This window comes from Sphingomonas fuzhouensis (assembly GCF_034659795.1).
Lineage (GTDB): Bacteria > Pseudomonadota > Alphaproteobacteria > Sphingomonadales > Sphingomonadaceae > Sphingomonas > Sphingomonas fuzhouensis.
In genome coordinates, this window is sequence record NZ_JAXSQY010000001.1 from 88,999 (window position 1) to 108,944 (window position 19,946).

Here is a 19,946-nt window from a genome sequence, read left to right on the forward strand (position 1 = left end):
CGGGGGAAGGGCAAAAAAGAAGGGCCGCCCCTCCCGAAGGAGGGGCGGCCCTGAAAGGCTTGTCTGTTTTCTCCGATTAGAACTGGACGTTCAGCGATCCGATGAAGGTACGCGGATAGGCGACCTGCGCGAAGGTCGGCGTCGTCACGAACTGTGACGTGGCGCCGCCGCTGAAGCCGCCGACATAGAACTGGTTGAACGCGTTCAGCACGTTGAACTGGAAATAGGTGGTCTTGTTCAGGCCTGCCCACTCCATCGAAACGCGCGCGTCGAAATCGACCTGCGTGTAACCAGGCGCATAGGCGCCGTAGATCTGTGTCGTCGTGCCGTTGCACGCGTTGTTCGTAACCGCGACCGAGCAGACGAAGACCGGCAGATTCTGGTCGTTGACGTAACGACGGCCGGTGCGCTTGATCGTGCCGCCGATCTCGATGGGACCATAGCTGGCCTGGATGCGGCCACCGGCGGTGTACACCGGAGCGCCCGATTCCCGCTTGCCAGCGGTCATCGCCAAGACCGGCGTCGTGGTGGTGGAACCGGCCGGGCAAGTGCTGGTCACCGTCCCGTTGCAGAAACCGAGTTGGACGTTGTTCTTGATTTCCGACTTCAGATAATTGCCGAACGCATACAGCAGGATGCCGCGCACCGGCGTGTAGGCGATCGAGCCATCGATGCCATACTTATCGACGCGACCCAGGTTGCGATAGATTGTCGTCTGGGTGTCGGGGTCATAGGCGCTCGCCAAACGGTTGGTGAAGCGGGTGTACCACGGTCCGACCTGTGCCTGGATGCGGCTGTTCTGGAAGCGGATACCGGCGTCGAAATTGTCCGTCGTCTCGGCGTCGGGCTTCGCCTGCGCCGCGTTCCGTGCATAGAAGAAGGCATTGTACAGGTTGTCCGTACCAGGGACCTGAATACCCTTCGAATAATTCAAATAAACGCTGCCCGTATCCGAGAAGGTATAGGTCAGGCCAGCGCTCGGCAGAACGCGGCTATACTTGTAGTTGCGCTGCTGCGGCGGAGCGAAGGACGGATTGGCGGCGGCATAGGTTGCGTTGTCCGCGGTATTGCCACGACCAAGGCAGTCGACGAAACCAGCAGCACTGGTGGTGAAGCAGAAGTTGTTCAACTCGCGCGTGAAGAACTTGCCCGTCACACCGGCGTTGAGACGCAGGGCCCCGAACTGCCCGTTATACTCACCGTAAACCTGATCCAGAATTGCGAACGACAGGCGGTCGCGCTTCTCGACCAAGCGGCCATTCGCGGCGGTGATGCCGTTGTTGATTGGGAAAACGTCGAACGGCTTACCGTCGATCTGCAGGTAACCCGCTTCGCCGGTCTGGCGATGGCGGCCATAATCGTGGGTATAGCCGACGCGGATCGACTGATGATCGGCGAAGTCCCAGCGCAGCGACGACAACAGGACATAGCGATGCGTGACGGTCTGGCTAGGCGCCAGCAGCGTCACGGTGTCTAGCGTATCGCCATCGCCGTTGAGATCACGACCGAAATAATAGTTGTTGTTGATGTAGCCGAACAGAGGGGTAGTGATCGCACCACGTGTGCCGGTAGCCGTCTGCGTATAACCTACGCCCTCGCGACCGGTAATGGTGCCGCCGCCATTCGCCTTTGTGTATTGGAAGCTGGGATCGACCGTCAGGACCAGATTATCCGCCAGCGTGAACCGCGAATTGATACGGATGTTGCCCGTGTTCGACGGATTGTAGCGGAAGTCGAAGGCGGTACCGCAACCATTGGGCGCATCAACGACGCCGGTCTGCGGAACGTCCGTGTTGCACCGTGCAACCTTGTAGGGAAGCTGGTCGAAGCTAGTGGGGAAGCCGTTGTTGGTGCCGGTGCCCACCGGCCGGCTTGGATCGAGGCGCAGTGGGATCGAGCCTGCGAAATTGTTGCGGTTTACGTTATAATTGCCGGTGACCGCTATGAAATCACCGTTCGAGCCGAATGGTTGATACAGCTTCGCGTTGAACTGCTGCTTGTCGATCTTGCCGTAGTCGTTGATGAACCAGTTGTTGGTCGCCTTGCTGCCCGAAATCCAGGCGCGAGTGCCGAAGGACGTGAACTCACCAGTGTTGACGACGCCGAACACGCGGAAGAAGCTGAAATCGCCGACCGAGCCGACCATGCGCGCGCCAAAATCCTTGGTCGGCGTCAGCGAACGATAGTTGACGGTCGAACCGGAAGCCGAGGCGGTCGGCGAGTCGATGTCGGTCGTGCCGAAATTGACGTTGACCTGCTCGATCAATTCGGGATCGAGCTGCTGGTTTGAATAAATTGCGTAGTTGCCGGTGTCGTTCAGCGGAATGCCGTCGACCGTCTGGCTGATCCGGCTGCTGTCGAAACCACGAATGTTGAGCGTGCCGCCAGCCGAACCGAACGGATCGTTGTTCTGGAAGCTGACCGCCGGAAGCTGGTTGATGATGTCGTTGATCGACTGGCCCGGAACTGAGCGGCTGATAGCCTCCTGAGTCAGGATCGCCTTGGCCTTGGGATCGGTCGGGATCTTGTGGCCATCGACGTCGCTCTTACGCGAACCGGTGACGACGACGTCCTTGTTTTCGGCATCGATCGCGCCGGTCGACTGCGCGGCTGCGGCCGCCGGAATGGCGAGCGCGACGATGGCCGCGCCCAGGAAAAGCGAATTACGCATAAGTCTTAGGTCCCCTTTTCGCACCAAGCGGCACGGTCCGACCGCTTCTGCGGTTCGGTTGCGCGTGCCCCTGCGCTACGAACATTGCCATTATGTTACAAAGTGCGGGGCAGCGACAGGGGGCGCATCACTCCGTTGGCGGGCGTTGCATCTTGGCAACGGTAATGGGAGCGATACCGGCGCTATGTCCTTCACATAGCGTTTGAAATCCCTTGAGACTCGTCTGCGCGCGTATCACGTGTCATTACGAATAGGGTAGCGGCAGGCGGGCGATCCGACCCAGCTTTGTGACGCGGCGTTCATCGCCGCGCCTTGCCGGTCAGCTTGCCGCGACCAGATCGTTCCAGGCGGCTTCGTCGATCACCGGAATGCCCAGGTCCTGCGCTTTTTTCAGCTTCGAACCTGCGCCCGGCCCGGCGATGACCAGGTCGGTCTTGGCGGAGACCGAGCCGGACACGCGCGCGCCCAGCGCTTCGGCCTGCGCCTTGGCTTCGTCGCGCGACAGGGTTTCGAGCGTGCCGGTGAAGACCAGCGTCTTGCCGGTGACTTCCGATTCGCGGGTCTGGTGGACGGTGTCGGCGGGCGTCACTTCGCTCAGCAGGTCGTCGACGACCTCGCGGTTATGCGCCTCGGCGAAGAAGTCGAGCAGCGCGTCGGCGACCTCGGGGCCGATCTGGGGCGTGTCGATCGCGGCGACGATGGCGCGCTGGCGGCGAAGCTCGAACTTGCGATCGGGCTCGCCCAGTGCGGGGACGGTGTCCGCGCGCACCTGAAGCGCGGCGTCGATCATCGCGCGGAATCCCGCCATCGATACGAAGCGGCGCGCCAGATCGCGCGCGGTGATCTCACCGACATGGCGGATGCCCAGCGCAAAGAGGAAGCGGTCGAGCGATATGTCGCGCCGCGCGTCGATCGCAGCGAGCAGCTTGTCGACCACCAGTTCCGACATGCGCTCGCGCTGGATCAGCGCCTCGCGGTGCCGGTGCAGACGGAAGATGTCGGCGGGCGAGGCGATCAGCCCGTCACGGAAGAATTCCTCGACGCGCACCAGCCCCAGGCCGGTGATGTCGAAAGCGTGGCGCGAGACGAAGTGGATCAGGCGCTCGACCCGCTGGGCCGGGCAGATCAGGCCGCCGGTGCAGCGGATGACGACCTCGCCCTCCTCGCGGGTGGCCAGGCTGCCGCATTCGGGGCAGTGGTCGGGGAAGACGAAGGGCGCGCGTTCGACGTCGCGGGTCAGGTTCTCGACGATTTGCGGAATGACGTCGCCTGCGCGTTGCAGGACGACCCGGTCGCCCGGGCGCACGCCCAGCCGTTCGATCTCGTCGGCATTGTGCAGCGTCGCGTTGGTCACGACGACGCCGCCGACCGTCACCGGCTCCAGTCGTGCGACGGGGGTCAGCGCGCCAGTGCGGCCGACCTGGATGTCGATCCGTTCCAGCGTCGTCTGCGCCCGCTCGGCGGGGAATTTGTGCGCGATCGCCCAGCGCGGGGTGCGCCCGACAATTCCGAGCCGGGCTTGCCAGTCGAGCCGGTCGACCTTGTAGACCACGCCGTCGATATCGAAGGGCAGGTCGGCGCGCTGCGCCTCGATCGTGCGATAGATGGCCAGCGCGGCACCGGCATCGGGTACGCGGGCAAAGGCGTCGGCGATGGGAAAGCCCCAGCGGCGCCACGCCTCGACCATGTCGAACTGAGTCTCGACCGGCACCGCGCTCGCCTCACCCCAGCCATGCGCCAGGAAGCGAAGCGGACGTCCGGCGGTGATGGCGGGGTTCTTCTGGCGCAGCGAACCGGCGGCGGCGTTGCGCGGGTTGGCGAACTGGCGCGCCTCCTTGCCCGTCTCGGCGGCTTCCTGCGCCAGCCGGGCGTTGAGCGCGGCGAAATCGGCTTTGCTCATATAGACCTCGCCGCGCACCTCGAAGATTTGGGGGGCGTCGGCGGGCAGGGTCTGGGGGATGTCGGCGATGGTGCGGACATTCTCCGTCACATCCTCGCCGATCGCGCCGTCGCCGCGGGTCAGCGCCTGGACCAGCCGCCCGTCGACATAGCGCAGCGAGCAGGACAGGCCGTCGATCTTGGGCTCGGCGGTCAGGGTGACCGGCTCATCGTCGGGCAGTTTCAGATAGCGGCGGACCCGGCCGACGAAATCCTCGACCTCCTCGTCGGTGAAGGCGTTGTCCAGGCTGGTCATCGGCCGGGCGTGCGGCACCTTGGCGAGGTGTGCGGCGGGGGCGGCGCCGACCTGGATATTGGGCGAGTCGGGGCGGATCAGATGCGGAAAAGCGGCCTCGATCGCGGTGTTGCGGCGGACCAGCGCGTCATACTCCGCATCCGAAATCTCGGGTGCGTCCTCGGTATGATAGAGGCGGTTGTGATGGGCGATCTCGCGGGCAAGCCTGTCCAGTTCGGCAGCGGCTTCGAGATCGGTTTGCGGCAGGGTCTGAGGTGCGGTCACGCGCGCCGTGCTAGTCCAGCCGTGACCGAAGGATCAAGCCGTTGAGCGGCCGGGCTTGTACGACTCAGGAAAAGGAACGGGGGGCGGCGGTGAATCCCATGTTCCCGCCGCCCGACGCCGGGGCGTGATCCGCGATCCAACTGCGCGCCTGTTCGAGATGGATGGCGACCATCGGCAAATCCAGCTTGTCCGCACGCGCCAGACAGGCCTGCAAATCCGCCATCAGCGCGATCATATCGTTTGTCGTGGCGTCCATGGTAGAAGAAGCGAGCGTCGGCATCCGATATGTCCAATTAGATCCGAAAACGGTTCAACGTTTCAGCGGCTTGGACCGATCATATCAGATATAAAATAATGTTCTATGGAATTTCGTCAGGATTCCAGCAGGCGGTCCGCCTGCGCGCGCGCTTCGTCGGTGATGGTCGCGCCCGACAGCATCCGGGCGATTTCCTCGCGCCGTTCGGTATCGCCGAGCGCGCGGACGCCGGTGCGGGTGACGGTGCCGTCATGGCTCTTTGCGATCAGCAGATGCGCCGCCCCGCGCGCCGCCACCTGTGGGCTGTGGGTGACGACCAGCAGCTGGGTCCGATTCGCCAGCCGGTGAAGCCGGTCGCCGATCGCCGAGGCCACCGCGCCGCCGACGCCGCGATCGATCTCGTCGAAGATCATCGTTGTCGCGCCGCCTTCCTCGGCCAGTGCGACCTTCAGCGCCAGGATGAAGCGCGACAATTCGCCGCCGCTGGCGATCTTCATCAGGGGCGCGAAGGGGGCGCCGGGATTGGTCGAAATCTCGAACTCTACCCGGTCCTTGCCCGCCGCCGACCAGCCCGAGGATTCGAGCGGCGCGACAACGGTACGGAAGCGCGCGGCATCCAGCTTCAGCGGCGCGAGCTCGCTCTTCACTGCCTGATCCAGCCGTTCGGCGGCGGCGGCGCGGGCCGTCGATACCTGCACGGCGGCCTTGTCATAGGCGGCGCGTGCAGTCGCGACGGCCGCTTCCAGCCGTCCGATCCCTTCCTCGCCCGCATCGAGTCGTTCCAGCCGCCCGCGCAACTGCTCGGTCAGATCGGCCAGATCGTCGGGCTGGACCCGGTGCTTGCGCGCCATGCCGCGCAGTTCGAACAGCCGGGCCTCATCCTCCTCCAGCGCACGGGGGTCATAGGCGAGTTCGCGCTGGGCCTCGACCAGCCGTTCCTCGGCCAGCGATGCCTCGATCACCGCGCGGTCGATCGCGGCCAGCGCTTCGGCAAGCGCGGGATGGTCCTCGCCGATTCGCTCCAGCACGCGCGCGGCCTGCCGCAGGCCGGCCAGCGCCCCGTCCGATCCTTGCAGATGCTCGTCGATCGCGCCCAGTTCACCCGCGATCTTTTCGGATCGCTGCATGGTGCGGCGGCGATCGGCCAGCGCTTCTTCCTCGCCGGGCTCGGGCGCCAGCTTGGTCAGTTCGGCAACCGCATGTTCCAGCCATTCGCGGTCGCGCGCCGCCGTCTCGATCTCCTCGCGCGCGGCGATCAGCGCGGCTTCGGCCTCGCGATACCGGGCCCAGGCGGCGGCGACCGCGCCGGTGTCGATCCGGCCGAAGCTGTCGAGCATCATTCGGTGCCCGCGTGGGTTCAGCAGGCCGCGATCGTCATGCTGGCCATGGATTTCGACCAGGAAGGGCGCGATCTCGCGCAACAGCGCGGCGGACGCGGGCTGGCTGTTGACGAAGCCCCGGCTGCCGCCATCGGCCTTGACCTGGCGGCGGACGATCAGCGGTTCGCCGGGTTCGACCGCGATGCCCGCTTCGTCGAGTATGGCAGCCAGGCGGCCGTCGGGGGCAGGGGGCTCGAAACTGGCGGTGACGATCGCCTGGCCTGCGCCGTGACGGACCAGCCCGCTATCGCCGCGCCCGCCCAATGCCAGGCCGAGCGCGTCGAGCAGGATCGATTTGCCCGCCCCCGTCTCGCCGGTCAGGACACCCAGGCCCCGGCCGAAGTCGAGGTCCAGCGCCTCGATCAGGACGACATCACGAATGGACAGCGTGGTCAGCATGGCGCGCGATATAAAGCGAAACGCGGGCGGATGTTATCCCCCGCCGTAAAAATGATCCCGATTTGTTCGGGCGGGGGCCATCTCATTCCTCCCCTGCAAGGGGAGGTGGCAGGGCGCAGCCCTGACGGAGGGGTGTCCGGTCCTCGATAGGGGGGACACCCCTCCACCAGCTTCGCTGGTTCCCCTCCCCTTGCAGGGGAGGAATAATAGGGAGGGACTCAGCCCGTCGGCGAGCTGTTGTTGCCGGTCGGGGTCGGGCGACCGGGCGCGGCCGCACTCGGGGTGACGGTGCCGCCGCTGCCCGGCAGGCCGATATTGACCGAGCCCGGCGTACCGGTCGGCACCACGGGCTGGCCCGGCTGGATCGCGGGGATCGGTTCGACGGGGTATTCGCGCATCAGCTTGTACGCGCGGTTATACCAGTCGCTGCCCGGATAATTGGCGCCCAGCACGGCGGCGGCGCGTTCGGCCTCCGGACGGACGCCTAGCGCCAGATAGGTTTCCACCAGTCGCAGCAGCGCCTCGGGCGTGTGGCTGGTCGTCTGATATTTGTCGACGACGGTGCGGAAGCGCATCGACGCGGCCAGCCACTGGTGCCGATCCTCGTAGAAGCGACCGACTTCCATCTCCTTGCCCGCCAGGTGATCGTTGACCAGGTCGATCTTCAACCGCGCATCGGCGGCATAGCGGCTGTTGGGATAGCGGCGGATCAGCTCGCCCAGCGCGTCCAGCGCCTGACGGGTGATCTTCTGGTCGCGGGTCACGTCCTGGATTTGCTCGTAATAGCCGAGCGCGATCAGATAATAGGCATAGGGCGCATCGCGATTGCCGGGATGGACCGAGATGAAACGCTGCGCCGACTGGATCGACTGGGTATAGTCGCGACCCAGATAATAGCTGAACGCGCTCATCAACTGCGCGCGGCGGGCCCAGATCGAATAGGGGTGCTGACGCTCCACCTCGTCGAACAGCAGCGCGGCCTCCTTATAGCGGTGCTGGTCCAGTCGCTGTTTGGCGGCCGTGTACAGCGTGCCGACGTCGCGCGCGACATAAGGCAGGTCGGTGCGGGTACGGTTGCGGGCGCAACCCGCGATCGGAAGGGCCAGAGCGGCGATCAGCGCCAGCGACAGCGCACGGGAACGGGGGTTACGCATCGCGCATGTCCTTAGCGCAGCATTGGGGCGGGGAACAGTCCTTCCCGCACAACCGTAACGATAGGCCGCAATGATAGACGACTTGCCTTCCCGATAGCGCTCGCGGCATGGGCCTCGAACGGGCGTGGAGGCAGGGAACGCCGCCCCGCCCCGACGGTTTTGCCGTCGCCCGATCGGAAGGAATCGAACGACCATGCCCGCCACGATGCTTCATACCCACCGCGTCGAAAAGCCCTGGGGCCGCCACACGCTATATCCGGGGTTCGAGGATGTCGCGCCGGGCGGCGCGCCCATCGGCGAGGTCTGGTTCCAGGAACCGGGCGACACCTCGCCCGACCTGCTCATCAAATATCTGTTCACCAGCGAGAAGCTGTCGGTGCAGGTCCACCCCGATGACGAACAGGCCCATGCCCGTGGCCTGCCGCGCGGCAAGGACGAATGCTGGACGATCCTGACCGCCGAGCCCGATTCGACCATCGCCCTGGGCCCCAAGGCGCCGATGACCAAGGAACAGCTTCGCAGCCATGCGCGCGACGGCTCGATCGAGGCCGATCTCGACTGGGTGCCGGTCAAGGTGGACGATTTCTATTATGCGCCGTCGGGCACCATCCATGCGATCGGGGCCGGGCTGACCGTGATCGAGGTGCAGCAGAATAGCGAGACGACCTATCGCCTGTACGACTATGGCAGCGACCGCGAACTGCATCTGGAAGACGGCGTCGATGTCGCGCATCTGACGCCCTACCAGCCGATCGTCTCGCCGGGCCCGGCGGGTGAGGGGCGGACCATCCTGGTCGAAGGGCCGAAATTCGTGCTGGAGCGCTGGGCGGCGGGCGAACATGCCGTCGCCTTGCCCGAGGGGCGGACGGCATGGCTGATCCCGATTACCGGCTCGGGCGAGGTCGCGGGCGTGGCGTTCAAGGCCGGTCAGTGCCTGACCGTGACCGGCCGCGAGACGGTGACCCTGTCGGCGGATGGCGACGCGCTGTTCGCCTATGCGGGGACCAAGCGGCTGTAATATAGGGTCGCTTAGCGTTAGGCCCTCACCCTTCCGGCGCTTCGCGCCTCCCTCCCTCTCCCATTGGGAGAGGGAAGGGGCCCGCCCGCTTTAGCGGATGGGAAGGGTGAGGGTAGGGGGGCAAAAGGCTATGCGGGTCAGAACAGCCCCGGCACGTCGCGCTGCGCGACCGAGGGGCGTTCGGGCTGGAGCAGCTTGCGCGGCCCGGTCCCGGCCGACTGCGCACTGGCCGATGCGCTGATCGGGGTGCAGCTCTTTCCCTGAAGGAAGTCGAGCGCGGCGCGGGTCGAGGCTTCCTGCGGATCGCCCATCTTGTGGGTCAGGTCGTCACTGGCGCGGCAACTGGCGGGCACGACACTGGCCAGGCCGTTGTAATAATCGCCCTGCTTGTTGGCGTTTTGCAGCGAGATCGCGATCACGCGCAGCCGGTCGTCGCACTGGGCATTGTCGCGTGCGATCTGGCCGACCGGCTTGCCATAGGTGTTGGCGCCGATCAGCCCCGTATTGCTGCCCATATAGGGCAGGGTGCGGTTGAGCACGAGTTCACTGGCCGAGGCCGTCCCGCCCGTGCCGATAAAGGCAAGCCGGGTGGGCGCGATCGATTCGGACTGCGGCGTGAAATAGGTCGTCTCGTTGTTCGAGGACTTGCTGGCGCGGAAGGCGACATAGCCCATCACGTCCGATGTCTGGCGATTGGCGCCCAGCAGATTGTTGAACAGGTCGGCGATATCGATGCTGCCGCCGCCATTATAGCGCAGGTCGACGACGACCTGGGTGATGCCCTGCTGCTTGAAGGTCGCGAAGGCGGCGCGCAGTTGCGGGTCGGCCGTGCTGATGAAGGTGCGCAGGTTGATATAGCCGTAACGCTGGCCGTTATCGGTGATGATCTGCGTGCCGTAACTCGGCGATACCGGCTGGAGCGTGTAGGTGGATTTGGTCAGCGAGACGATGCGGACATTGCCCGACGGGTCCGCGACCTGGAAATAACGGGTCGTGCCCGCGGTATCGGGGCCGAGGGCGTTGGACAGGCCGTTGTTGGGATCGGCCCGGACGATATCGGCGATCGACTGGATATTGGTGGAACTGGTCCCGATGCCCCGGATTTCCGAGCCGCGATCGATCCCCGCCGCCAGCGCCGCACCACTTTCGAACGACTCGGCGATCATCAGCTTGGATTGCGAAGCGTCGGCGGTCAGGCGGAACCCGAATCCGGCCGATGCGCCCGAATTATAATAGGCGTTTTCCTCGGCGATCGAGGTGATGTAGGTGAAATACCGATCCTTGCGCTGCCCCCGCGCGGTGGCGGTCAGGGCATCGATATAGTCGCTGACCGTCGCATAGGGCGACGGGTCGAGCGAGGCAGGCAGGGTATCGGGGAACAGATACCATTCGTTCATCTGCGCAGCGACCCAGTTCTGGCGGTTGCGCAGCGAACAGGCATTGTCCGACGCGCTCACCGAGCCGGAGCCGCCGCCGTTGTTCGACGCCACGATGCCGCTGCTTCCGCCGCCGCCATCGCCGCACGCCGCCAAGGTCGCACTCAGTGCCAGCATGGCACCCAGCCGCCCGAATCGCCCCATCGAATTCCTCCCCCCAAAAGCCGTCAAAAGGATAGCTTATGGCCAGGATTGTGTCAGGACCGATCTGTCGGGTTGATGAATGGCGGATATCTCCGCCGTCAGAATTTGGGTCGTATCGTGCGCCCGGTGGCGCAAGGGGGCGGTGTCGGCGATAACGGCGACTTCCTTTGGGCAGGAGTATCGGGTTTCATGCTGAACATACTGACCCTGTCGAGCCTGTTTCCCGATGCGACGCGGCCCAATTTCGGTATCTTCGTCGAACGCCAGACCGCCGCGCTGGCGATGCGGCCGGGCGTCGCGGTGCGGGTGGTCGCGCCGATCGGCCTGCCGGTCTGGCCGCTCGCGCGGTCGGCGCGGTTTCGTGCGCAGGCCACCTTGCCGCTCCGGGAGGATTGGGCGGGCCTGGACGTCAGCCGCCCGCGCTTCACCACGCTGCCGGGCACGGGGGGGCGCTTCCATGTCCCTGCGCTGGTCCGTGCGTTGACGCCGGTGCTCGACCGGCTGCGCGACGAGCGGGCGTTCGACGTGATCGACGCGTCCTTCTTCTTTCCCGATGGCCCGGCGGCGGTCGCGTTGGGGCGGCGCTATGGCGTGCCGGTTTCGATCAAGGCGCGTGGGGCCGATATCCATCACTGGGGTCATGCCCCTGCGACCCGCCATCAGGTGGCGCGCGCGGCGGTACAGGCCGACGGGCTGCTCGCGGTCAGCGATGCGATGGCCGAAGATGTCGCGGCGCTGGGCGTCTCGCGGCACCGGATTCGCGTTCACCATACCGGCGTCGATCAGAGCCGGTTCCAGCCCATCGATCGCGCCGCCGCCAAACAGGCGCTCGGGGTCACCGGGCCCCTGGTCGTGTCGCTGGGCGCGCTGATCCCGCGCAAGGGGCATGGCGTGGTCATCGATGCCGTCGCCAAGCTGCCGGGCGTCACGCTGATGATCGTGGGGGAGGGGGGGGAGCGCGCCGCCCTGTCCGCCCGAGCCGCGCGATGGGGGATAGCGGATCGGGTGCGGCTGGTCGGTGGCATCGCCCATGCCGCGCTTCCGCCGCTGCTGGGGGCGGCGGACGTGATGGCCCTGGCTTCCGCGTCGGAGGGGCTGGCCAATGCCTGGGTCGAGTCGCTCGCCTGTGGAACGCCGGTGGTCATCACCCCGGCGGGTGGCGCGAGCGATGTCGTGACCAGTCGCACGGCGGGGCGGATCGCGCAGGCTGATCCGGACGCGTTCGCAAAAGCGATCCGCGACGTGCTGGATCAGGCGGCCGACCCCTGGGCGGTGCGGGCGGCGGTGCGGGACTTTACCTGGACGGCCAATGCGGCGGCGCTGCACTCGCATCTGGCCGAACTGGTCGCGCGCGGGCGGTACACCTGAAAAATTCCTCCCCTGCAAGGGGAGGGGGACCAGCGAAGCTGGTGGAGGGGTGTCACCCCTCTCGATAGCGGGACACCCCTCCGTCAGGGCTGCGCCCTGCCACCTCCCCTTGCAGGGGAGGAAAAGCCTAAATTACGCGTCGAGCGGGTAGAGCGCGGCGCAAATCTTGCGCCCTTCGCTGCGCAGGACGCCCCAGGCGCGGGCGGCGGCGCGGCTGTCCATCACCTCGACACCCAGGCCCCGCGCTTCGAGCGCGGTGGCGAAGGCGCGGGGTGCCCGGCGCAGGCTGGCACCGGTGCCGAGCAACAGGAATTCCGGCGCTTCGTCGATCAGCGCCGCGACCGAATCGGCGGTCAGGGCGTCGAAGGGCGGCGGGCTCCACGGCTCGTGCCAGTCGGGCGACAGGAGCAGCGCGGGATAGGCGATCTCGCCCACCCGAAAGCCCGTGGCGGCAAAGCCACGGACGATCGGGCCGGGCGCGGTCGGATCGCGCGTGATGCGGATCGAATCGCTCACGCTGGCGCTCAGCCCTCGCGCGGGGTGATGCGCTCGGCGTCGGCCACCTTGCGCTTGTCGGTGGTGCCCGGCTTCTCGCGGTTCGGCTCGGCGCGCAGGCCCAGCGTGATGAGCAGCGAGGACGAGACGTAGATCGACGAATAGGTGCCGACCACGATGCCCAGGATCATCGCGGCGGTGAAGCCGCGCAGCACATGGCCGCCCAGCAGCAGCAGCGCGAACAGTGCCAACAGGATCGTGACCGAGGTCATGACGGTGCGCGGCAGCGTCTCGTTCACCGACAGGTTGATGATCTCGCGCATCTCCATCTTGCGATAGCGGCGCATATTCTCGCGGATGCGGTCGTCGATCACGATCTTGTCGTTGATCGAATAGCCGATGATGGTCAGGAACGCCGCGATGATCGTCAGGTCGACTTCGAACCGCGTGATCGCAAAGAAGCCGAGCGTGACCAAAAGGTCGTGGACGATGGCGACGATGGTCGACACGCCGAACTGCCATTCGAAGCGGAAGATCGCGAACAGGCCGATGCCCAGCACCGCGAGCACGACCGCCAGCACACCATGCTTGATGAGTTCGCCCGACACCTTGCCCGACACCGTGTCGTAACGGCTGAAGGTCGCGCCGGGGAATTGCTGGCCCAGCGCGGCTTCGACCTTGCGGACGACCGCGTTGGTCGCGCCGTCGTCGTTGGAGGCAGGGGCGGGCAAGCGGATGCTGATGGTCCGGCCGTCACCGACCGTCTGGATATTGGCTTCGCCCACGCCCAGCCCGTCGATCACCGAGCGCACCCGGTCGGCCGATGGCGGGGTGGGGAATTTCTCCTCGATCATCAGGCCGCCGACAAAGTCGACGCCCAGATTGAGGCCCTTGGCGAACGTCACGCCGACCGCCAGCAGGGTGAGCGCGAGCGTCAGCCCGAATGCCCAGCCGCGCAGGCGGACGAAATCGATGTTCGTGTTGTCGGGGACGAGTTTCAGGAGGCGCATGATCTGTTCTCCTGCCTCAAATATTGATGGTCTTGGGCTTTTCGCGGCGCAACCACAGCGCCACGAGCATCCGCGTGAAGGTAACGGCGGTGAACACGCTGGTCACGATGCCGATCAGCAGCACGACCGCGAAACCCTTGACCGGGCCCGAGCCGAGCACGAGCATGATGACGCCGGAGATGGCGTGGGTCACGTTCGCTTCGAAGATGGTGCGGCTGGCTTCCTTATACCCCAGCTCGACCGACTGGACGACGCTGCGTCCGCGCCTGCGCTCTTCGCGAATACGCTCGTTGATCAGCACGTTGGCGTCGACCGCGGTGCCGATGGTCAGGATGAAGCCCGCGATCCCCGGCAGGGTAAGCGTCGCGTTCAGCATCGCCATGACGGCTAGGATGACCAGCACGTTGATGACGACGGCGATGTTCGCATAGATGCCGAACCGGCCATAGGTCACGGCCATGAAAACAATGACTGCGATCGCCGCAATCGCAGAGGCCAGGATGCCAGCGCGGATCGAGTCGTTACCCAGATCGGGGCCGACGGTGCGCTCCTCGATGACCTTCAGGTCGATCGGCAGCTTGCCCGAACGCAGCGAGATCGCCAGCTGGTTGGCTGTGTCGGTCGTGAAATTGCCCATAATTTGGGCGCGACCACCAAGGATCGGTTCGTTGATGTTGGGCGCCGACAGCACTTGGCCGTCAAGGATGATCGCGAACGGCTTACCGGTGTTTTCCTGCGTGATCCGGGCGAACTTACGACCGCCCTGCGCGTCGAAGGTGATCGCCACCTGCGGCGCGTTAGTCTGCTGGTCATAGGTTTGCTGCGCGTCGATCAGCTGGTCGCCCGAGATGATGACCGGCCGCTTGACCGCGATCACCGGCGCACCCAGCGGATTGCCCGGATAAGGCAGGATCTGGCTGCCCGGGGGCGCATTGCCCTTGGCGACCTCGACCGGATTGGCGGTCGTGTCGACCAGCTTGAATTCCAGCTTGGCGGTCTTCCCGATCAGGTTCTTCAGCGCCTGCGGGTCCTGAAGGCCGGGCACCTGCACCACGATGCGGTTGCTGCCCTGTTGCAGGATCGTCGGCTCCTTGGTGCCCAGCGCGTCGATACGCCGCCGGACGACCTCGGTCGCGGTCTTCATCGCGGTGTCGATCGCCTGGGTCAGCCCCGCCTGGGTCGGCTTCAGCACGAAGCGCGAGGTGTCGACGACCTGGATGTCCCATTCGCGCTGGCCGGTCATGCCCGCCCCGCCGCCGGTGATCGTCAGCAGCCGCTCACGCGCCGCATCCACCTGCGAGGGATCGCGCAGCATGAAGCTGAGCTGGCCGTTCCGCACCGAGATGTCACCGATGTCAATACGCGGATTGCCGCGCCGCATTTCGGCCGCGACCTGATCGCGCATCGTCTCCAGCCGCGTATTGGCGAGGTCGGCGGTGTCTGCCTCCAGCAGCAGATAGCTGCCGCCTGCCAGATCGAGGCCCTTGTTCACGCGGGGATGCGGAATCGCCCCCCATGTGTTGGTGACGCTTTCGGGCAGAAAGCTGGGGATCGCCAGCAGGCACAGGGCCGCCAGCAGCGCGACGATGGAAGCGACCTTCCAGCGGGGGAAATCCAGCATGGGGTCAGTCGTTCGCGGGTTTGGCGGTGGGGTCGAGCACGTCGGTCAGCGTCGCCTTGACCACGCGGACGCGGACGTTCGGCGCGATCTCGACCTCGACCAGCTGGTCCTCGACGCGGGTCACCTTGCCGACGATGCCGCCCGCCGTGGTGACCTGATCGCCCTTCTTGACCGCCTCGATCGACGCTTGCAGCGTCTTCATCCGGCGCTGTTGCGGACGGATCATGAGGAAATAGAAGACGACGAAGACGAGGAGCAGCGGCGCGAGGCTGAGGAACGAGGCGGCTCCGCCGGACGTAGCGGCCCCGGTTGCTGCCTGAGCGGTGAAGGGAATGAACATTCGGACCCGTCTATGCTGAATGGGCACGGGTACGTGTCGACCGATGACGATCGACAAGCCCCCATGTCGGATAGCCTGCCCGCTACCATCGCAGGCGGACAGGCGCAATGGAGAGGCGGATGTGGTGTTGCTGGTATCGCAACATCAAGGCTTGCATCCCGGATAAAACCCGCCTAGAGGCCGCCGCTCGGTCGGGGCGTAGCGCAGCCTGGTAGCGCATCACACTGGGGGTGTGGGGGTCGCAGGTTCGAATCCTGTCGCCCCGACCAATCTTCTACTGACATCGGTGGACGACGATGAAGCGGGCGAAAGCCTGCTTTTTTCGTTTCTGGCGTGTTCTGCTTGTCTCGCGCGGAGTGAGGGCCGGAGGTTTGGCGTCATGGCGGGCCGAATTGGCCCGGGCCGAGGCGATGGCTTGCAAGCACGCCATAAGAGGATGCATTGTACCCATCTGATGGAACGGCATCAGAGTTTTGGGGGGCGATGGTGAGCAAACTGGCGGCGATACGGGAACGAAGAGCAGCTGCAGCTCGCAAATTGCTTGTCGCCTATGCTGCAATTGTCGGTGTCATGCCCGTGCAAGCGCAGGACGCTACTACTCCGCTGCCAGCCACATTTACCAACCCGCCATTGTTCTGGATACCGGATGCGGGATCGGGGTGGATAGACTTCAATCCTGAGGGTAACCACATCGTCATCCCCGTCATGTTGAACGGTCAGCCCGCCAAGGCCATGATCGACACCGGATTCGACTATCTCGCCGTCAGCAAATCCTATGCGGACGCCCATCACCTCCCGTTGACGCCATGGGGCAAGCCGCCCCTTAGTGTGGGGGGACCAACCCAATATTACACCACACCCTCCGTTGCGATCGACGTCGGTGTCTTTCGCACGATAAAGCCCGGTGCCGTCACCGTCCTTGATCTCAGCAACCTTGCTGTTTCGAATTTGAAAGGCGTCGATGTCGTGATCGGCCTACCCTTGCTCGGCCCCTTCGAATGGCAGGTCGATCAGGATCATCATCGCTTCCGATTGATGAAAAGCGGTACGATCCCTCTGAGCGACGGCATCCCGATCAGGGTTGGCCCGAATAATTCCAGACTGGTCACGGACATCTCGGTCAATGGCAAGTCCGTGTCACCGGTCATGATCGACACGGGCAGTGATGATCCAATGTCCCTGTCCGCGAGAATAGCCGAGGTGGCGGGATTCAAGCCTCAGACCGACATAGCATCGATCGGTGCGGGCGGCACCGCGACTCAGCCGCTGGGCCGAGTGACGGACTTCATGATCGGCCAGCATAAGGTTGCCGACGCTTATGCCACTATTGAGTTTAGCGGTTGGGTGGGATCGGGCATCCAGGCCCTGGTCGGAATGGGGACCTTGCGCGCCTATAACATGACGGTCGATCTCACCGCAGGGCAGATGACATTGGAGCCTCGAACCCGGCCTGCTGCTCCGATCAAGAGAAGCCGAGACGGCATACAGGGGTTCGTTCGCGACGGTCGATGGGCCATCGCGCATGTCATGCGGAACTCGCCCGCGATGACGGCGGGGCTGAAAGCGGGGGCCGAGATATGTGCGATCGACGGTAGGCCGGTCTCGCAGGAGTTGCTCGATGGTTATTGGAGCAGGGCGGCATCCGGCACTCGCCACGTACTGAAGCTTTGCGACGGTCCGTCCCGGGCGATTACGCTCCGCTCATTCTACTGACCCGGGCGTGCATTCCGCCCGCCCGAACGCCCGAAACTGGCGGAACTGCTGTTTTTACCGAACCGCCATCCCCGCCGCCGCGATCTGCGACAGCAAATTCGCCCGCACTGCATCCGATACCGGCGGCAAGGGCCGCGCCGCCTTGCCGTGGCGCAGGCGTTCGCGGTCCTTTTCGTCCGGCTCCACCCGACGCACCCGCACCGCCGCCTTACCGACCGCGCGCAGGCCCAGCTGCTCGGCGGCACCGCGCGAGAGGTCTATGATTCGGGACGATCCCGCGAAGGGTCCACGATCATTGACCCGCACGATGATCCGCCGCCCGGTATCCAGCGCGGTCACCTCGACATAGCTGGGCAGGGGCAAGGTGGTGTGCGCCGCCGTGGCCCAGCCGGGGCGGAAGCGTTCGCCGTTCGCGGTACGCTTGCCCGATTCGTTGCCATACCAGCTGGCATAGCCCAGCATGTCATAGGTCGTGTCCTCGGCGGGAACATAGGTGATGCCCCGCACCGTATAGGGCTTGCCGATCCGCACCGGAAAATCGCTGACCGGGCGGTAATTCCCGCCCGAACACGCCGCCACCAGGCACGCTGCCGCCGGGGCCCATTGCCGCAATCGTCTCACATCGATCATGGCAGCGGGATTAAGCCGCGCGCACCGCCCGATAAAGCGGTTTGCGCCTCCATCCGCCGCAGACTATCCCCGTGCCGACCGGCAGGGGCTTTCAGCTCCACCGCCGGTCGATCGCGCCGGTGCCCTTCGGGGCTTGAAACGGGAATGGGGTGAAAATCCCCAGCTGTCCCTGCAACTGTAAGCGGCGAGCGCGTGATGCCGGTTCCTGCAACAGGGAACAGCCACTGGAGCCATCCGGGAAGGCCGCATCGCGGAACGCTTCGACCCGCAAGCCAGGAGACCTGCCGGTGCGAGTCGCTCTTGCCGCGATCCAGGGGGTGGTCATGGCTAGGATATATTGTATCATTCGAGCGACGCCACCTGGCCGACACGAATCGGAACCCGGCCGGGCGCGCGCCCGCCTTCGACCGGGGACGACCGCGCGAGCGGAAGGTCGGCCGCCAGTCGCCATGGCGCTTTGGGGGAGGTTATCCACCCATGTCCGAAGTTTCTGCCCATACCTCGCTGACACGTCCACCGCTCAAGCACCGCGTCGCGCTGCTGATGGGGGCGCTGGTCATCGTCAATATCGCCGTCTGGGGCTGGGCGTTCAGCGTGTTCGCGGGCAACAGCCTGATGCTGGGCACCGCCTTGCTCGCCTATAGCCTGGGGCTGCGGCACGCGGTCGATGCCGATCACATCGCCGCCATCGACAATGTCACCCGCAAGCTGATGCAGGACGGCCAGCGTCCCATTGCGGTCGGCCTGTGGTTCGCGATCGGCCATTCGGCCATCGTGCTGATCGCAGCGACCACGGTGGCGCTGGCGGCGAGTACCTTGTCCGACTTCGAGGCGTTCGGGCAAAGCGGCGGGACGATCGCCACCATCGTCTCGGCCAGTTTCCTGTTCGCCATCGCGATCATGAACCTGATCATCCTGCGCGACGTCTGGACCCGCTTCCGGCGTGTCGCGCGCGGGGAACCGATGGCCGAGGCCGATGCCGACATGCTGTTTTCGGGGCAGGGGCCGCTGTCGCGACTGTTCCGCCCGCTGTTCCGGCTGATCCGGCGCAGCTGGCACATGGCGCCGTTAGGGTTCCTGTTCGGGCTGGGCTTCGACACCGCGACCGAGGTGGCGATATTGGGGCTGTCGGGGTCGCACGCGGCGGACGGCGTGTCGCTGGCGACGATCCTGGTCTTCCCGGTGCTGTTCGCGGTCGGCATGGCGCTGATCGACACCGCCGACGGGCTGGTGATGCTGGGCGCCTATGAGTGGGCGTTCGTCCATCCGCTTCGCAAGCTCTATTACAATATGACGATCACGCTGGTTTCCGCGCTGGTGGCGCTGGTGATCGGCGGTATCCAGGCGACCGCCTTGCTGGCCGAGCGGTTCGGCTGGACGGCGGGGCCGTTCCGTTATGCGGGCGCGCTGTCCGAGCATTTCAACGTGCTGGGCTTTGCGATCGTCGGGCTGTTCGTTGTCTGCTGGGGGGCGAGTTTCCTCCTCTATCGCTGGCGCGGGTTCGCGGCGATGGAGGCGCGAATTGCAAAGCCCAGCGCGGCGGGATAAATGCCGCTGATCGGGAGCGAAAGCCCTCGAAGATCGCGCCGGTGCCCGCAAGGGCTTTAACGGGAATGGGGTGAAAATCCCCGGCTGTCCCTGCAACTGTAAGCGGTGAGCGAGCGATGCTGGTGCTGTTATAGGCACGGCCACTGGAGCCAATCCGGGAAGGCGCATCTCCTTCGCTTCGACCCGCGAGCCAGGAGACCTGCCGGCGTCATGGTCGCTCTTGCCTGGACCCAGGGGGTGGTCGGGGCACGGTTCTCCGTCGGGGAGCGACGAAGCCATGCGGCCGGGGCCGCATCGGTCGCCGAC

The 19,946-nt window shown here is 65.4% G+C and carries 15 protein-coding genes, 1 tRNA gene and 2 riboswitches; of the genes, 5 read left to right on the forward strand and 11 right to left on the reverse strand.

All coding sequences use genetic code 11. The features are described from left to right. Positions 1-76: 76 nt before the first annotated feature. The 5 genes from U1H82_RS00445 to U1H82_RS00465 form a co-directional block, all read right to left on the reverse strand. On the reverse strand, positions 77-2,671 hold the full coding sequence (locus U1H82_RS00445; RefSeq protein ID WP_322962959.1) for a TonB-dependent receptor: 2,595 nt from the start codon (positions 2,669-2,671) through the stop codon (positions 77-79). Between the two features lie 319 nt (positions 2,672-2,990). Further along, the gene (gene ligA, locus U1H82_RS00450) at positions 2,991-5,129 is read right to left on the reverse strand and encodes an NAD-dependent DNA ligase LigA (protein ID WP_322962960.1); all 2,139 of its coding nucleotides are present in this window, start codon (positions 5,127-5,129) and stop codon (positions 2,991-2,993) included. A 64-nt stretch (positions 5,130-5,193) separates the two neighbouring features. After that, positions 5,194-5,385, reverse strand: coding sequence for a hypothetical protein (locus U1H82_RS00455; protein WP_322962961.1), 192 nt, complete (start codon positions 5,383-5,385; stop codon positions 5,194-5,196). 116 nt (positions 5,386-5,501) lie between these two features. Next, positions 5,502-7,163 (reverse strand): DNA repair protein RecN, encoded by a 1,662-nt coding sequence (recN, locus tag U1H82_RS00460; protein ID WP_322962962.1) that lies wholly within the window; start codon positions 7,161-7,163, stop codon positions 5,502-5,504. 218 nt (positions 7,164-7,381) lie between these two features. Then, the gene (locus U1H82_RS00465) at positions 7,382-8,317 is read right to left on the reverse strand and encodes an outer membrane protein assembly factor BamD (RefSeq protein ID WP_322962963.1); all 936 of its coding nucleotides are present in this window, start codon (positions 8,315-8,317) and stop codon (positions 7,382-7,384) included. 193 nt (positions 8,318-8,510) lie between these two features. Here U1H82_RS00465 and U1H82_RS00470 point away from each other — a divergent pair, with 193 nt between their 5' ends. Next, positions 8,511-9,335: a pirin family protein gene (locus U1H82_RS00470; protein WP_322962964.1), complete on the forward strand. Its 825-nt coding sequence runs from the start codon at positions 8,511-8,513 to the stop codon at positions 9,333-9,335. Positions 9,336-9,472: 137 nt separating this feature from the next. Here U1H82_RS00470 and U1H82_RS00475 read toward each other — a convergent pair whose 3' ends face one another. Beyond that, positions 9,473-10,915: a S41 family peptidase gene (locus U1H82_RS00475; RefSeq protein ID WP_322962965.1), complete on the reverse strand. Its 1,443-nt coding sequence runs from the start codon at positions 10,913-10,915 to the stop codon at positions 9,473-9,475. A 189-nt stretch (positions 10,916-11,104) separates the two neighbouring features. Here U1H82_RS00475 and U1H82_RS00480 point away from each other — a divergent pair, with 189 nt between their 5' ends. After that, positions 11,105-12,283: a glycosyltransferase gene (locus U1H82_RS00480; RefSeq protein ID WP_322962966.1), complete on the forward strand. Its 1,179-nt coding sequence runs from the start codon at positions 11,105-11,107 to the stop codon at positions 12,281-12,283. Positions 12,284-12,415: 132 nt separating this feature from the next. Here U1H82_RS00480 and U1H82_RS00485 read toward each other — a convergent pair whose 3' ends face one another. The 4 genes from U1H82_RS00485 to yajC are packed head-to-tail and all read right to left on the reverse strand — an operon-like array spanning position 12,416 to position 15,749. After that, positions 12,416-12,799, reverse strand: a complete 384-nt coding sequence (locus U1H82_RS00485) for an Mth938-like domain-containing protein (RefSeq protein WP_322962967.1) — start codon at positions 12,797-12,799, stop codon at positions 12,416-12,418. An 8-nt stretch (positions 12,800-12,807) separates the two neighbouring features. After that, positions 12,808-13,788 carry a protein translocase subunit SecF gene (gene secF / locus U1H82_RS00490; protein ID WP_322962968.1) on the reverse strand — a complete coding sequence of 327 codons (981 nt, stop codon included), beginning with the start codon at positions 13,786-13,788 and terminating at the stop codon, positions 12,808-12,810. A 16-nt stretch (positions 13,789-13,804) separates the two neighbouring features. After that, the gene (gene secD, locus U1H82_RS00495) at positions 13,805-15,409 is read right to left on the reverse strand and encodes a protein translocase subunit SecD (RefSeq protein WP_322962969.1); all 1,605 of its coding nucleotides are present in this window, start codon (positions 15,407-15,409) and stop codon (positions 13,805-13,807) included. A 4-nt stretch (positions 15,410-15,413) separates the two neighbouring features. Beyond that, the gene (gene yajC, locus U1H82_RS00500; protein WP_322962970.1) at positions 15,414-15,749 is read right to left on the reverse strand and encodes a preprotein translocase subunit YajC; all 336 of its coding nucleotides are present in this window, start codon (positions 15,747-15,749) and stop codon (positions 15,414-15,416) included. 192 nt (positions 15,750-15,941) lie between these two features. Here yajC and U1H82_RS00505 point away from each other — a divergent pair. Then, positions 15,942-16,018, forward strand: a tRNA-Pro gene (locus U1H82_RS00505). Between the two features lie 217 nt (positions 16,019-16,235). Then, a complete protein-coding gene (locus U1H82_RS00510; protein WP_322962971.1) occupies positions 16,236-17,462 on the forward strand; it encodes an aspartyl protease family protein in 1,227 nt (408 codons plus the stop codon). Between the two features lie 54 nt (positions 17,463-17,516). Here the strand turns inward: U1H82_RS00510 and U1H82_RS00515 are convergent, their stop codons facing one another. Further along, the gene (locus tag U1H82_RS00515; protein ID WP_322962972.1) at positions 17,517-18,092 is read right to left on the reverse strand and encodes a septal ring lytic transglycosylase RlpA family protein; all 576 of its coding nucleotides are present in this window, start codon (positions 18,090-18,092) and stop codon (positions 17,517-17,519) included. Positions 18,093-18,192: 100 nt separating this feature from the next. Then, a riboswitch (cobalamin riboswitch) is annotated at positions 18,193-18,395 on the forward strand. A gap of 174 nt (positions 18,396-18,569) precedes the next feature. On the opposite strand from U1H82_RS00515, the gene U1H82_RS00520 reads away from it, so the two are divergent. Next, the gene (locus U1H82_RS00520; protein WP_375339474.1) at positions 18,570-19,640 is read left to right on the forward strand and encodes a HoxN/HupN/NixA family nickel/cobalt transporter; all 1,071 of its coding nucleotides are present in this window, start codon (positions 18,570-18,572) and stop codon (positions 19,638-19,640) included. Between the two features lie 22 nt (positions 19,641-19,662). Next, positions 19,663-19,861: riboswitch (cobalamin riboswitch) on the forward strand. Positions 19,862-19,946 lie beyond the last annotated feature (85 nt).

Coding starts and splice junctions, on each gene's coding strand:
- secD (WP_322962969.1), bottom strand. CDS start 15,409: ATGCTGGATTTCCCCCGCTGGAAGGTCGCTTCCATCGTCGCGCTGCTG.
- U1H82_RS00465 (WP_322962963.1), bottom strand. CDS start 8,317: ATGCGTAACCCCCGTTCCCGTGCGCTGTCGCTGGCGCTGATCGCCGCT.
- U1H82_RS00455 (WP_322962961.1), bottom strand. CDS start 5,385: ATGGACGCCACGACAAACGATATGATCGCGCTGATGGCGGATTTGCAG.
- secF (WP_322962968.1), bottom strand. CDS start 13,788: ATGCGCCTCCTGAAACTCGTCCCCGACAACACGAACATCGATTTCGTC.
- U1H82_RS00480 (WP_322962966.1), top strand. CDS start 11,105: ATGCTGAACATACTGACCCTGTCGAGCCTGTTTCCCGATGCGACGCGG.
- U1H82_RS00445 (WP_322962959.1), bottom strand. CDS start 2,671: ATGCGTAATTCGCTTTTCCTGGGCGCGGCCATCGTCGCGCTCGCCATT.
- U1H82_RS00470 (WP_322962964.1), top strand. CDS start 8,511: ATGCCCGCCACGATGCTTCATACCCACCGCGTCGAAAAGCCCTGGGGC.
- yajC (WP_322962970.1), bottom strand. CDS start 15,749: ATGTTCATTCCCTTCACCGCTCAGGCAGCAACCGGGGCCGCTACGTCC.
- U1H82_RS00475 (WP_322962965.1), bottom strand. CDS start 10,915: ATGGGGCGATTCGGGCGGCTGGGTGCCATGCTGGCACTGAGTGCGACC.
- recN (WP_322962962.1), bottom strand. CDS start 7,163: ATGCTGACCACGCTGTCCATTCGTGATGTCGTCCTGATCGAGGCGCTG.
- U1H82_RS00520 (WP_375339474.1), top strand. CDS start 18,570: ATGTCCGAAGTTTCTGCCCATACCTCGCTGACACGTCCACCGCTCAAG.
- U1H82_RS00515 (WP_322962972.1), bottom strand. CDS start 18,092: ATGATCGATGTGAGACGATTGCGGCAATGGGCCCCGGCGGCAGCGTGC.